Below are 13087 nucleotides of genomic sequence, written 5' to 3'. Positions count from 1 at the left end.
CTTATGCGTTTATAATATTTTTTTTAGTCGTTTTATGAATTCTTCAGCTTGTTGTGTGGTAAGTATCAGGGGCGGAAGCAAACGTATTACGTTTGTTCCGGATGCTCCTGTAAAAACTTTTTGTTCATATAACAGTTTTTTTCTCAATTCTGTTGAAGGCTGTTCGAATACCAGTCCTAACATCAGCCCTTCTCCTCGTACTTCCTTGATCTGCGGTAGTTTCTCAAGTTCTGTTTTCAGGTAAGATCCTACGCGTGCCGCATTTTCAATTAGATTTTCATTTTCAATAATATCGAGGACAGCTGATGCGGCTGTACAGGCAAGATGGTTTCCTCCGAAAGTTGTTCCCAGCAATCCGTAGGACGGAGTGAACATAGGACTTATAATTAGTCCGCCGACTGGGAAACCGTTACCCATACCTTTAGCCATCGTAATAATATCGGGGCGAATGCCGGCATGCTGGTGAGCGAAGAATTTTCCGCTCCTTCCATAGCCCGATTGAACTTCGTCCAGAATTAGTACGACACCGTGACGCGTACATAATTGTCTTATTTTTTGCAGAAAGCCGGGATTCGGGATTTGTATGCCTCCCACACCTTGTATGCCTTCTATGATTACAGCACAAACGTCTCCTTTGTTTATTTCCTGTTCGACCGTTTCGAAGTCATTTAGTTCAGGGAATACAACCTCGAAAGTATCGTTGATAGGCGCTACTATCTTAGGGTTGTCAGTAACTTTTACAGCGGCGGAGGTTCTGCCGTGGAAAGCTTTGCGAAATGCGATGACCTTTTTCTTTCCGGTATGGAAAGACGCCAGTTTTAGAGCATTTTCATTGGCTTCGGCTCCGGAATTGATAAGGAACAGAGAATAATCGTCATATCCTGAAATTCGTCCCAGTTTTTCAGCCAGTTTTATTTGAAGATCGTTAATGACCGAATTTGAATAAAATATGAGCTTGTGTGCTTGTTCGGTCAGTTTTTCCGTATAATAAGGATGTGTGTGACCGACAGAAATAACAGCGTGTCCTCCATAAAGGTCGAGATATTCTGTTCCTTCCGTATCGTAAGTATAACATCCTTTACCGGAAACGATGTTTATATCGAATAACGGATATACGTCAAATAATTTCATTTCAATTGTTTTTTATAATTAAAAGGCTGACGGCTTCAGGTGTAAACCTGTTTTTTCATGAAGTCCGAAAAGCAGATTCATATTGTGCACGGCTTGTCCGGATGCGCCTTTTAACAGATTGTCAATAACGGAAACGATCAGTAATTTATCTTCGTGTTTTTCCAGATAAAGCAGGCATTTATTAGTATTGACGACCTGTTTCAGGTCAGGAGCTTTATCGGTGACGAAGGTGAAATTATGGTCGTCATAGTAATTTTCGTATAATTCCCTTATCACATTTAATTCAACCGGACAATTCAGATATAATGTAGAAAATATACCCCGGGAGAAATTTCCTCTTACGGGAATAAAATTTATAGCTGAACTGAAACTTGTCTGGAGTTGCCCGAGACTCTGTTTAATTTCAGCCAAATGTTGGTGTGTAAAAGGTTTGTATATGGATATATTGTCGTTCCTCCAGCTAAAGTGCGATGTTGAAGTTGGTTTCTGTCCGGCACCTGTAGATCCGGTAATGGCGGTTACCTGTATTTCGTTGTTCAGCAAGAGATTTTTTGCCAATGGTAACAGAGCAAGCTGTATAGCTGTAGCGAAGCATCCGGGATTGGCTATACGGTTTCCGCGAACGATACGTTTGCGGTTCAGTTCGGGAAGTCCGTATATGAAGCCGTGTTCAGGAGACTCTATCCGGTAGTCCATAGACAAGTCTATAAGCTTAAGATCGGGAGGTAATGTATGTGATTCTATAAATTTACGTGTATCTCCGTGGGCCGTGCAAAAAAACAATACGTCTATTTCTTCAAAGGGAGTTTTATCGGTAAAATACAAGTCGGTTTCTCCATAGAGCCCCGTATGTATATCGGTAATCTTATTCCCGGCGTTGCTGGAGCTGTTGACGAAAATGATTTCGGCATCGGGATGATTGATTAACAACCGGATGAGTTCCCCCGCCGTATATCCTGCTCCTCCTATAATACCTGCTTTGATCATTAGTTTTTTCTTTAGTTACTACTGGATTGATTTAGGTGCTAAAGTACTATTTTTTTTATTTTTTCTTACTTTGTACGGAATGAAAAATCTTCATCTGGTTTCCGAGTATCTTGGTAAATCCTTTTACATCATCGGCACTCCAGGCTTTATTTATCTCTCCGTATTCGCCGAAATCGGATTTCATTAAATCATATTCACTGTCTATTCCTACCAATACGTAATGATAAGGCTTTAATTGTATCGTTACGCGTCCGGTTACATTTGCCTGGGAACTTTGCAGGAATGCTTCCATATCGCGCATAACCGGTTCCAGGTATTGTGCTTCATGCAGGAACATACCGTACCAAGTGCCGATCTGGTCTTTCCAGTATTGCTGCCATTTGGTAAGAGTATGTTTTTCCAGCATTTTATGGGCTGCAATAATCAATATGGGAGCCGCGGCTTCGAAACCTACACGACCTTTAATGCCTATTATCGTATCTCCAATATGCATGTCCCGGCCTATTGCGTGTTTAGAGGCAATAGCCTCGACAGCCTGAATGGCGGCGACTTTATCGGTATATTTTATTCCGTTCACTCCTGCGATCTCTCCCTGTTCGAAATCGAGGGTTAGAGTTTCTTCTTCGGTTGCAGTCAGTTGTGACGGATAGGCTTCCTCAGGTAAAGTCTGATCGCTTTTGAGGGTTTCTTTTCCTCCAATACTTGTTCCCCATAATCCTTTGTTAATGGAGTATTCCATTTTCTTGAAATCGGCCGTATATCCATGTTTTTTAAGATAATCTATTTCATATTCCCGGGTCAGAGTCATATCCCGGGTCGGAGTCAGTATTTTGATACCGGGAGCTAATATCTGGAACGTCAGGTCAAAGCGTACCTGGTCGTTTCCGGCTCCGGTACTTCCGTGGGCGACATAATCGGCTCCGATCTCTTTGGCGTAATTTATGGTTGCTATAGCCTGAAAAATACGTTCCGAACTTACCGATATGGGATAAGTGCCGTTTCTTAATACATTACCGAAAACCATGTATTTGATACTTTTATCATAATATTCCTGGGTTATGTCGAGTGAGACGTGTTTTACGGCCCCCAGTTTATATGCTTTTTCTTCTATGAGCTTCAAATCTTCATCGGTGAATCCTCCGGTGTTGGCGATAGCGGTATAAACATTATAACCGCAATCTTCCGAAAGATATTTTACACAAAATGAGGTGTCCAGTCCTCCGCTAAAAGCCAATACTACTTTTTCTTTTTTCATATCATTCATCATTTATGGTCGGTAAAATTATTCTTTGTGCTCTTTGGGATCGTAGAGCATTCCGGTACACAGGCACATGCGTCGTCCCGTTCTCTGGAGAATGTCATAATTTACGCAGCTTTGACAGCCTTTCCAGAAAGCTTCGTCGTCGGTAAGATCGGCAAATGTAACGGGACGATATCCCAGTTCTGAGTTTATTTTCATTACGGCTGCGCCTGTTGTTAATCCGAATAGTTTTGCCTCGGGAAATCTTTCTCTGGAAAGCTCGAAAGCTTTTCGCTTGATTTTCTTGGCAAGACCGTGTCCCCGGAATTCGGGAGAAACAATTAATCCTGAGTTCGCTACGAATTGTTTATTACTCCAGCTTTCGATATAGCAAAATCCGGCAAATATACCATTACAAAGGGCGATGATCGCTTTTTGCTCCAGCATTTTCTGCCTTACATATTCAGGGGTACGTTTGGCGATACCTGTACCTCTAACCTTGGCAGCTTTCTCGATTGTTTCGAGAATAGTTTCCACGTAGCCAATATGTTCTTCGCCGGCTACAAGAACTTCGATATTATCTTCCATCTCTTTAATTTTAGGCCTGTCCGGCCCGAACCGTCTGCTTGTATTGTAAATGTTTACTGTATACCGGGAATTATAGGAACTAAAGTTTGGATAACTTGTTGCTGTGTAGCACCTTCCTGTAATACCAGCAAGATGGTATCGTCACCGGCGATGGTTCCCAGTATAGTGTCTTTTTCGTTGGAATCGATGTCGTATGCAATGCCTCCCGCGTATCCGGGACGCGTTTTTATTACTGCGAGATTCCCCGAAAAATTTATGGAAATGAATCCTCCTGCGAAAGAGGTATGCGGAGAAATCATTTTTGCATGCATCATTTTTCCTAAGCCGGCGACTTCGGGCAGCACGTATACGTACCCTCCGTCATTTCCGGGTACTTTTGCAATTTTAAGTTGTTTCAGGTCTCGCGATAAAGTCGCTTGTGTCAGATTATAACCATTTGCCGATAATAGTTGCAATAGTTCTTCCTGGCTGCCTACGCGTGTATTGATAATGATCTCTTTGATAGCTTGCAGCCGGTTGACTTTCTTTTTCATTCTTCCTATTATTGTGTATAATTATTCTATATTCTCGACAAATATAAGTATAAAAATTTGTTTCTAATGTTTTTTTGAATAAAAAACGTATAACTTTTGTATTAAATTTACGATATGCGATGAATAGTTGCATATTTATGCAATAAAGAGTATGTGATTTTTACTCCCTGTAATTCATAAAATTCACAGGGAGTAAAAATGTTTTATTATAATAAAGGACTAAATTTTTTTGAGATGATTAAGCGTCCGAAAAAGAGTAACCGGATTACTATTTATATTTTCTGGCTTCTGGGATCGCATCTTGTAAAGCTTTAATACGGTTCCCGTCAGCAGGGTGAGTGCTCATGAATTCCGGAACTGTTGCTGAATTTGCTGCCATACGTTGCCAGAATTCCGGTGCTTTTTCGGGAGTATATCCTGCCATGGTCATGAATATAAGTCCTAATTTATCTGCTTCGTATTCCTGGGTTCTGGAGTAAGGGAGCATAACACCGTATTGTGCTCCTAATCCGTAGATGGTTGAGGCAAGTTTTTTTGATTCGTTGCTTTTTCCGGTCATAAGTGCGTCTATTGCCATTTGTCCGTATTGTGCCATCATTTGCTGGCTAAGCCGTTCGCTGCTATGTTTAACTACTGCATGGGCTATTTCGTGGCCCAGTACGACGGCCAGACCGTCATCATCTTGGGGGTATGGGAGTATTCCGTCATTTACGACAACTTTCCCCCCTGGTAAAGCAAAAGCATTCGGGGTTTTGTCTTTTACCAGAATGAATTGCCATTGGTAGTTAGCCGGTTCGTTGCCCAATCCCGCATTTTTGAAATAACGGATAACAGCCTGTACAATTTTATTTCCAACCCGGCTGACTTGTTGGCTTTGAACGGTATTGGAAGATATTTTTGCCGTTTTCATATAGTCGTTAAAACTCTGATTACTCAGAGAGAGGACTTCTGCATCCGATACGAGATTGAACTGTTTTCGTCCGGTAATGGGAACAGTTCCGCATGCTATCGATAGAAAGACAATCGGTAAGATGTATAGATATTTTTTCATGTGCCTGGCTGGTAAGGTCGTTTTAATCATGCAGTAAACTATCGATCATACCGATCTGATGGAAGCCCGTACGATCTCCGAGCACAGGTACTACGGTCGCTATTCCCCGGGATAACAGATATTCGTCGGTATCTTCACATTCCGGTTCCATGTTGTGGAAATGTCCGGTCAGCCAATAGTAATTGTGTCCGGCAGGGTCGGTTCGTTTGTCATATTCTTCGGTCCAGTGCCCTCGGGCCGCTCTGCATACTTTTATTCCGGATAAGGAACCGACAACCGGAATATTCACGTTAAGGCCGGTTCCTGCCGGAAGTCCTTTCCGGAGCACTTTGTTGCATATTTCGGTAACGACACTTTCACAGACAGAGAAATCCGCATCGGGTTTATGCGAACATAAAGAGAACCCTATGGAAGGAACTCCCAGCATACAGCCTTCAAACACGGCGCCCATAGTACCCGAATAAATAACGCTTGCCGCAGAATTGGAACCGTGGTTGATTCCCGATAAAAGTAAATCGGGTTTTCGCTCGAGTACGATGTTCATGGACATTTTGACGCAATCGACCGGGGTCCCGTTTGTGGTATATATTTTATATCCGTTTTTATTTTCTTTCGGAATGATACGCATGGGATTGCCGACCGTAATGGCACAGGATTGTCCCGACCGGGGTCCGTCGGGAGCTACGATGATTATCTCTCCTAACGGGGAAACAAATTTGGCAAGTTCGTGGATACCTTTGGCGGAAAAACCGTCGTCGTTTGTTATCAATATAAGAGGCCGTTCTTTTTTTTGCATTGTATATAAAATTGTATAATAAAAAATTAAAATGAGGAACAGGTGATTTGATATTTCAGAATTAAACAGTGAGGCTTTATTAAGATTTCGTATCCCAACAAGACGGAAGTGATTTTTCTCTCTGGTTTAAATTTCTGTTATTAAATCCGATCCACATATTTCGGATATTTGAATGCCGGTATGCCGAGAGCCATGATAGCTTGTATTTTTCCGTCAATTCCTAACATTCGGGAAAAGGTCTTTTTTTTGTCTTGTTTAATAGCAGTAAGTATAAATCCCATATAAATCTGACTGATTCCTAATGACTGAGCCATTAATGATGCATTTTGGTAAGCCAGGTTGGCATCTTCACAGCCGAAACGATTGGAATAGGGCGTGTGAATAATTAATAGGGCCGTTGCTTTTCGAAGGATAGGGTCTTTGCCTTCCAAATGTTTTTGTTTAAGGATTTTAAATGCAGGGACATATTTATAAACATCCGGCATAAAGGGTTTCAGTAAAATTTTTATGGCCGGATTCGTCAGTTTTTTTACCAGGGATTCGAATGTTTCGATGGTGAAGTTACTGATTTGACGCAGTTTTTCTGGATCGGTAACAATCGTAAAAGCGACTTGTTGTGAATTTGTAGCGGTCGGGGCATACCGGGCTGCTTCAACAATTTGCTCTAAACTCTTTTTGTCAATGGGTTTGGATGTAATCGTCCGGTTGGAACGGCGCGATTTGACCAATAACATGATTTGTTCGGGGGTCGGCAGCAGTGAATAATTGATAGGGTGTATCTTTTCCGGGGGGAAGTCGCTGTGTATCACCGAGCCGGTCGGGCATACATCCACACAATGTCCGCAGCCGATACAAAGACCGACCTGTTCCAAGCGAATTTCTTTCGTGGTTTTATCTTGAATCATTATTTCGGCAGGGCACACTTGTGAACATTTTCCGCATTTGATACAACTATTTTTTTCGATATGTATCGTTCTGTTATTTGATTCCATTCAATTTCTTTTATTATATGAAAACATTGATTTTCCGGTCTGTTTTTTTGTTTTGTAATATATTGAAAGTTAGATGTATAGTCTGAATATACCCGATCCTTTCATGACCGGTGGTTTCAATAACTCTTACTTTACAAAAATAGCTTAAAATATAGATATATCAAAAAGTAATATTTTTTGTTGTACTAAAATAGATAAAACGCTTTTCGGCCATCGGATAAAAATATTATCTTTGTCATCAAACATCTGTTAAAAAAGATGAGGGTCACAGGGTTATTAACAAAAGAACCGACTTTTCAACAATTAGGATATTTTGTAGGTGCATGTTTTAGTTATGCAAATAAAAAGCATTTTCTTTGTTCCTGCATAAAATACTAAGTTATGAGTAAAACAATAGCTATTGCAAATCAAAAAGGAGGGGTAGGAAAAACAACCACTTCAATAAATTTGGCCGCATCGCTTGCAGTTTTGGAAAAGAAAGTGCTATTGATTGATGCCGATCCGCAGGCTAATGCTTCTTCCGGACTGGGCGTGGATCCCCGTTCAGTAACGACTTCGGTATATGAGTGTCTGGTGAATGGCACTCCAATTAAAGAAGCGGCAGTGAAGACGTGTATTGACGGATTGGAAATAGTGGGTTCCCGTATAGACTTGGTGGGGGCTGAACTTGAATTACTCAATGTCCCGGGCCGTGAGAAGGTATTGGACGGGTTGTTAACGGATGTGAAAGATAACTATGATTATATACTCATTGATTGCCTGCCTTCTCTGGGACTGATAACAGTGAATGCGCTTACCGCTTCGGACTCGGTTATCGTACCGGTGCAGGCTGAATATTTCGCGTTGGAAGGTATTAGCAAATTATTGAATACGATAAAAATAATAAAGTCTAAACTAAATCCGAAACTGGAAATAGAAGGCTTTTTGCTGACGATGTATGACGCCCGTTTGAGACTGGCGAACCAGATATATGAGGAACTGAAACGTCATTTCGGAGATATGGTTTTTTCTACTGTCATTCAGAGAAATATAAAATTGAGCGAAGCTCCCAGCCACGGTTTGCCCGCTATTCTTTACGACTGTGATTCGAAAGGTAGTGTGAACCATATGCAACTGGCGAAAGAATTGATAAAGAAGACCAATTAAAAAGGTTTAGAGAACGATATGGCAACACAGAAAAGAAGCGCATTAGGAAGGGGACTGGATGCCCTGATAACGATGGATGATATTTCGACCAGCGGCACATCTTCTATTAATGAAATAGAACTTTCCCAAATTACACCCAATCCGGATCAACCCCGTAGGGAGTTTGACCGGGAGGCACTCGAAGAGCTGGCAGCATCCATTCGTGAACTGGGTATCATCCAGCCTATTTCGTTGAGACAGACCGGTATGAATTCGTATCAGATTATTGCCGGGGAACGAAGATACCGTGCGGCATTGCTGGCCGGACTTGCTTCGGTGCCCGCATATGTGCGTACGGTTGAAGATGAAACTTTAATGGAGATGGCTCTGATCGAGAATATTCAGCGGGAAGATTTGAACTCCATAGAGATAGCCCTTACTTTTCAGAAACTAATAGAACAGTATGCCCTTACTCAGGAACGTCTTAGCGAACGCATAGGAAAAAAACGAACTACTGTCGCCAATTATCTGAGACTGCTTAAATTACCGGCAGAAATACAGATAGGGCTTCGGGATAAACGGATAGATATGGGTCATGCGAGAGCATTGCTGTCTATAAATGATCCGGCAGAGCAGCTGAGCTTATATGAAGCGATACTTACTGATAATCTTTCGGTGAGAAAGGTGGAAGAACTGGCCAAGGCGATAGCCGAAGGAGGGAGTGTGAAGAAAAAGGCCAAGAAAAAAATGGTCATGAATAGGGAATATGATATTCTTAAAACTCATCTTTCCGATTTTTTCCGGACAAAGGTTCAGTTTAGTTGTGATGAAAAAGGAAAAGGAAAAATAAGTATTCCGTTTAAAAATGAAGAAGAGCTGGAACGGCTTATTGCCTTGTTCGATAAACTGAAATAATTTTGTTAAAAGAGAAAAATAACATAGAGCGGTTTCAACGGCCCGGCGGTAGTCGGGCTCTGCTCGTTTTATTATTTATCTGTTTCTCGTTATTTTCAGGACATTCCCGAGAAATGGAGAGGACTGTTTCTCCGGTTAAGAATAACGGGACGAAAGAAATAGCACCCGGACTGGAAGAAACGCCTGTCGTATTACCCGATTCCCTGAACGGTATATATAATGACAGTATTCCGTTATTATTGCCCGATTCTACATTGACCCGGGTAACGATAGAGAACGAAAAGGTTTTTAATCCCGATCCGATGCGTGCCGTATGGTTATCGGCTTTATGCCCGGGATTAGGGCAGATATATAACAGGAGATACTGGAAACTCCCTATCGTAATAGGCGGATATGCCGGACTTATTTATGCTACATCCTGGAATGGAAGGATGCTGAAGGATTATCAGAACGGATACAGGGATATTATGGACAGCGATCCTGCCACCAATAGTTATATGAATTTTTATCCTTCTACCGTAAAGGAGGAAGATATAGATAAAGATTATTTGAAGAATGTATTGAAACAAAGAAAAGATTTCTACCGGAGGAACCGTGATTTGTGTATCATATCTATGGTAGGAGTTTATCTGGTATGTATGATAGATGCTTATGTGGATGCACAACTCTATCATTTCGATATTACACCCGATCTTTCCGTACGCTGGAACCCGGCTGTAATAGAATCTTATCAGTGCGCATTGCCTTCGGTGGGAATACAATGCGCTATAACCTTTTAAATTTGACATTATGCGACGAATTCTATTATCCATTACCGTAGCAGGAGCGTTTCTTTCGGGAACGGCTCAATTAAAATATAATGTACCTAAAACGGTGCAAGATACCATAACCGATGAAGATATCGTTTATCCGGAGAGCTTCGAGACGGATGTACAAAATATGATGACGGACTGGTATATGCAGAAATATGCCGTATTGGATGACAGTTGTGTAAAACACAGCTCGATTGTGACATATCCCGATTCTGTATATATACGGAAATTATCCCAGTTGCCTACAGCTATAGAGATGCCTTATAATCAGATCGTACGCAGTTATATCGACATGTACACCGTGAAACGCCGCATGCTGGTGGAAAGTATGCTGGGGCGGAGTACTTATTATATGCCCATTTTCGAACAAGCGTTGGAAAAGGCCGGTTTGCCTATTGAATTGAAATACCTTCCTATAATTGAATCTGCTCTTATTCCTAATGCGACGTCCCGGGCCGGAGCTGCCGGCTTGTGGCAATTTATGATAGGAACAGCTAAGAATCTGGGCCTGGAAGTGAACAGTATGGTGGACGAGCGCCGCGATCCGTATAAGTCGTCCGAGAAAGCGGCCCAATACCTGCGCGACCTGTATGCCATATATCACAACTGGCCTTTGGTAATCGCTTCATACAATTGCGGTCCGGGTAATGTAAATAAAGCGATTCGCAGAGCTGGAGGAAAAACCGATTACTGGGAAATATACGAGTTTCTGCCGAAAGAAACCCGGGGATACGTGCCTGCTTTTATCGCGGCAAATTATGTAATGCATTATTACAGAGACCATAATATTTGCCCTGTATTGACGAAACGGCCGTTAATTGTCGATACGATAAATGTAGACCGCCAGGTGCATTTTCAACAGATCGCCGACGTGTTGCAAATACCTATAGAACAAATCAGGGATTTAAATCCTCAATATCGTAAAGATATTATACCGGGCCATATCAAACCGTATATGCTCGCTCTTCCCTCCCAGCAAGTGTTTTCCTTTATCGAATCGCAAGATACGATCTATGCACACAATGCCTCTGATTATACCCGCCGTACTACTGTGGAGCCTGCCAGTTTTGCGGCTGTCTCTTCTGCCGGGAACAGTACCGGAAATGTCAGATCGGCCTATCATCGCGTCAAGAGAGGCGAGAACCTTTCCGTTATTGCCAACAGGTATGGAGTGAGTGTGAGTAATCTTCGTAAATGGAACGGGCTTAAAAATAATAATATACGGGCCGGACAGCGTTTACGCGTAGGTTCGCGGGCTGTGGCGGCTAACGACGATTCAGTGCCGGATTCACCCGGACCGGAAACCGTACAGAAAAGTGTGAAGAAACAGGAGGTTAAATCGACAAAATCTAATCAGAAATCCCCGGGGGGTAATTTCCGTTATCATACGGTCGTTTCGGGAGAGAGCTTATGGTCTATTTCCCAAAAATATAAGGGGGTAAGCGATAAGGATATCAAGAGGGCCAATAACCTGCGGAATAATTCTATTCGTCCCGGACAAAAATTAAAAATTCCCCGTACCTGACTTTAAAAAATAACGGGAGAAGTAGAGTTAATAAAGAATAGATTTTTATTTAAGGCGGTTCACATGAATTCGAAGATTGTGTGAACCGCCTTGAGTTTTTGTATGAGTGTGGTTTAAGTAATAATATATATATATTTAATAGGAAATATAGAATAATGAATATATATTTGAAAACAAAATTTTAATTCGTTTTAAACATTCTTCTTTTAACGGAAATGGAAGAATATATGAGATAGAATGTACCGTGGAAGAAAAATATAAATATTATGCTTTTATCAGCTACAAGCGTGAAGATGAGAAATGGGCGAGATGGTTGCAGTATAAAATAGAAAATTACCGTCTGCCTTCGACTATCCGTGTCACAGATAAACGATATCCCCGGAAATTAAAACCTGTTTTCCTGGACCGTACCGATATACAGCCGGGGTTTCTGAAGGATGAATTGCGAAAGGAGTTGAAGCAGTCCCGGTATTTGATAGTTATATGTTCATCCCGTTCGGCTAAATCGGCCTGGGTAGGCAAAGAAATATCCGATTTTATCGCCATTGGGCGCGGAAAGAATATAATCCCTTTTGTTATAGAAGGAATCCCGTACAGTAACGATCCTCAAACGGAATGTATTCATCCGGTTCTTAAAAGCAAACTTCCCGAGTTGATAGGAATAAATATTCATGAGGAGGGACATGACAACCGGTTTATAAAGAGGGAAAAAGCTTTTGTCCGGGTACTTTCGGCAATTCTCGGCGTTTCTTTTGATTCGTTGTGGAACCGCCACCGCAGGCGTATCATAAAAAAAATCGTCGCGGCTACTATCGGTTTGTTGGCTGTATTGTCGGTCATATACGGAGTCTGGAGATATAACCGTCCGTTCGATGTAAAACTTTTATTTGAAGAGACAACTTTCCGGAATGAAAGTCTCGGTTTTCCCGAAGACGGCGGACAGGTGCTGCTTATCTATAATAAAGATACGTTATGCAAAGTGATTGGCAGCCTGGAGAACCCCGTGTCGTTCAGTGACATTCCGGGGAGATATTCCGGAAAGAATGCCCAAATAGTATTCCGGTCGTGGGGATATGTATATACGGATACCGTCATGCCGTTGAAGCCTTCTCTCATCCTGCCGGTAAGCCGCGACAATACTTATGGGACGGTGCAGGGTTTTGTGAGGAATGCCGGTTCCGATATGCCCGAGGAAGGAGTGGTGGTGGAAATTGCCGGAAAAATATCCGTTACGAATCACAACGGATATTTTTCCATGGATATACCGCTATGTGCGCAAAAGAAACGTTACGAAGCAGTTATCCTGAAAAAAGAGAAAAGAGCTGCTATTCAAACCGTTTATCCTACACAAGGAGAAGAAAAACTTTTAAATACTGTATATATACAATAGCT

At 41.8% G+C, this 13087-nt stretch carries 13 protein-coding genes; 5 read left to right on the top strand and 8 right to left on the bottom strand.

The features are described from left to right. Window positions 1-9: 9 nt before the first annotated feature. The 8 genes from OCV73_RS05915 to OCV73_RS05880 form a co-directional block, all read right to left on the bottom strand. Window positions 10-1131 carry an aspartate aminotransferase family protein gene (locus OCV73_RS05915; protein ID WP_147550301.1) on the bottom strand — a complete coding sequence of 374 codons (1122 nt, stop codon included), beginning with the start codon at window positions 1129-1131 and terminating at the stop codon, window positions 10-12. A gap of 18 nt (window positions 1132-1149) precedes the next feature. Then, a complete protein-coding gene (argC, locus tag OCV73_RS05910) occupies window positions 1150-2118 on the bottom strand; it encodes an N-acetyl-gamma-glutamyl-phosphate reductase (protein WP_147550298.1) in 969 nt (322 codons plus the stop codon). Between the two features lie 55 nt (window positions 2119-2173). After that, entirely contained in the window at window positions 2174-3373 is a 1200-nt protein-coding gene (locus tag OCV73_RS05905) for an argininosuccinate synthase (protein WP_147550296.1), read from the bottom strand. A 27-nt stretch (window positions 3374-3400) separates the two neighbouring features. Then, a complete protein-coding gene (locus tag OCV73_RS05900) occupies window positions 3401-3946 on the bottom strand; it encodes a GNAT family N-acetyltransferase (protein WP_147550293.1) in 546 nt (181 codons plus the stop codon). A 53-nt stretch (window positions 3947-3999) separates the two neighbouring features. Continuing rightward, on the bottom strand, window positions 4000-4479 hold the full coding sequence (locus tag OCV73_RS05895; protein WP_147550290.1) for an arginine repressor: 480 nt from the start codon (window positions 4477-4479) through the stop codon (window positions 4000-4002). Between the two features lie 268 nt (window positions 4480-4747). Then, window positions 4748-5530 carry a M48 family metallopeptidase gene (locus tag OCV73_RS05890; protein ID WP_147550287.1) on the bottom strand — a complete coding sequence of 261 codons (783 nt, stop codon included), beginning with the start codon at window positions 5528-5530 and terminating at the stop codon, window positions 4748-4750. A 22-nt stretch (window positions 5531-5552) separates the two neighbouring features. Next, complete coding sequence (gene surE, locus OCV73_RS05885) at window positions 5553-6326, bottom strand: 5'/3'-nucleotidase SurE (RefSeq protein WP_147550284.1); 774 nt, start codon at window positions 6324-6326, stop codon at window positions 5553-5555. A gap of 140 nt (window positions 6327-6466) precedes the next feature. Continuing rightward, on the bottom strand, window positions 6467-7318 hold the full coding sequence (locus OCV73_RS05880; protein WP_147550281.1) for a nitroreductase family protein: 852 nt from the start codon (window positions 7316-7318) through the stop codon (window positions 6467-6469). Window positions 7319-7699: 381 nt separating this feature from the next. Here OCV73_RS05880 and OCV73_RS05875 point away from each other — a divergent pair, with 381 nt between their 5' ends. The 5 genes from OCV73_RS05875 (at window position 7700) to OCV73_RS05855 (ending at window position 13085) form a co-directional block, all read left to right on the top strand. Next, window positions 7700-8464 carry a ParA family protein gene (locus OCV73_RS05875; RefSeq protein WP_147550278.1) on the top strand — a complete coding sequence of 255 codons (765 nt, stop codon included), beginning with the start codon at window positions 7700-7702 and terminating at the stop codon, window positions 8462-8464. A gap of 18 nt (window positions 8465-8482) precedes the next feature. Next, window positions 8483-9358, top strand: coding sequence for a ParB/RepB/Spo0J family partition protein (locus OCV73_RS05870; RefSeq protein WP_147550275.1), 876 nt, complete (start codon window positions 8483-8485; stop codon window positions 9356-9358). 113 nt (window positions 9359-9471) lie between these two features. Continuing rightward, window positions 9472-10137: a DUF5683 domain-containing protein gene (locus OCV73_RS05865; protein WP_262512886.1), complete on the top strand. Its 666-nt coding sequence runs from the start codon at window positions 9472-9474 to the stop codon at window positions 10135-10137. Window positions 10138-10147: 10 nt separating this feature from the next. Next, window positions 10148-11695, top strand: coding sequence for a lytic transglycosylase domain-containing protein (locus tag OCV73_RS05860; protein ID WP_147550272.1), 1548 nt, complete (start codon window positions 10148-10150; stop codon window positions 11693-11695). Between the two features lie 244 nt (window positions 11696-11939). Next, the gene (locus OCV73_RS05855; RefSeq protein ID WP_167551217.1) at window positions 11940-13085 is read left to right on the top strand and encodes a toll/interleukin-1 receptor domain-containing protein; all 1146 of its coding nucleotides are present in this window, start codon (window positions 11940-11942) and stop codon (window positions 13083-13085) included. Window positions 13086-13087: the final 2 nt, after the last annotated feature.

Source organism: Barnesiella propionica (assembly GCF_025567045.1).
In the GTDB taxonomy this organism is placed as follows: domain Bacteria; phylum Bacteroidota; class Bacteroidia; order Bacteroidales; family Barnesiellaceae; genus Barnesiella_B; species Barnesiella_B propionica.
The sequence above is the reverse complement of the archived record's forward strand: the minus strand, read 5'-3'. Positions and strand labels throughout refer to the sequence as shown.

Coding starts and splice junctions, on each gene's coding strand:
- OCV73_RS05880 (WP_147550281.1), bottom strand. CDS start 7,318: ATGGAATCAAATAACAGAACGATACATATCGAAAAAAATAGTTGTATC.
- OCV73_RS05895 (WP_147550290.1), bottom strand. CDS start 4,479: ATGAAAAAGAAAGTCAACCGGCTGCAAGCTATCAAAGAGATCATTATC.
- OCV73_RS05865 (WP_262512886.1), top strand. CDS start 9,472: ATGGAGAGGACTGTTTCTCCGGTTAAGAATAACGGGACGAAAGAAATA.
- OCV73_RS05915 (WP_147550301.1), bottom strand. CDS start 1,131: ATGAAATTATTTGACGTATATCCGTTATTCGATATAAACATCGTTTCC.
- OCV73_RS05900 (WP_147550293.1), bottom strand. CDS start 3,946: ATGGAAGATAATATCGAAGTTCTTGTAGCCGGCGAAGAACATATTGGC.
- OCV73_RS05860 (WP_147550272.1), top strand. CDS start 10,148: ATGCGACGAATTCTATTATCCATTACCGTAGCAGGAGCGTTTCTTTCG.
- OCV73_RS05875 (WP_147550278.1), top strand. CDS start 7,700: ATGAGTAAAACAATAGCTATTGCAAATCAAAAAGGAGGGGTAGGAAAA.
- OCV73_RS05870 (WP_147550275.1), top strand. CDS start 8,483: ATGGCAACACAGAAAAGAAGCGCATTAGGAAGGGGACTGGATGCCCTG.
- surE (WP_147550284.1), bottom strand. CDS start 6,326: ATGCAAAAAAAAGAACGGCCTCTTATATTGATAACAAACGACGACGGT.
- argC (WP_147550298.1), bottom strand. CDS start 2,118: ATGATCAAAGCAGGTATTATAGGAGGAGCAGGATATACGGCGGGGGAA.
- OCV73_RS05905 (WP_147550296.1), bottom strand. CDS start 3,373: ATGAAAAAAGAAAAAGTAGTATTGGCTTTTAGCGGAGGACTGGACACC.
- OCV73_RS05890 (WP_147550287.1), bottom strand. CDS start 5,530: ATGAAAAAATATCTATACATCTTACCGATTGTCTTTCTATCGATAGCA.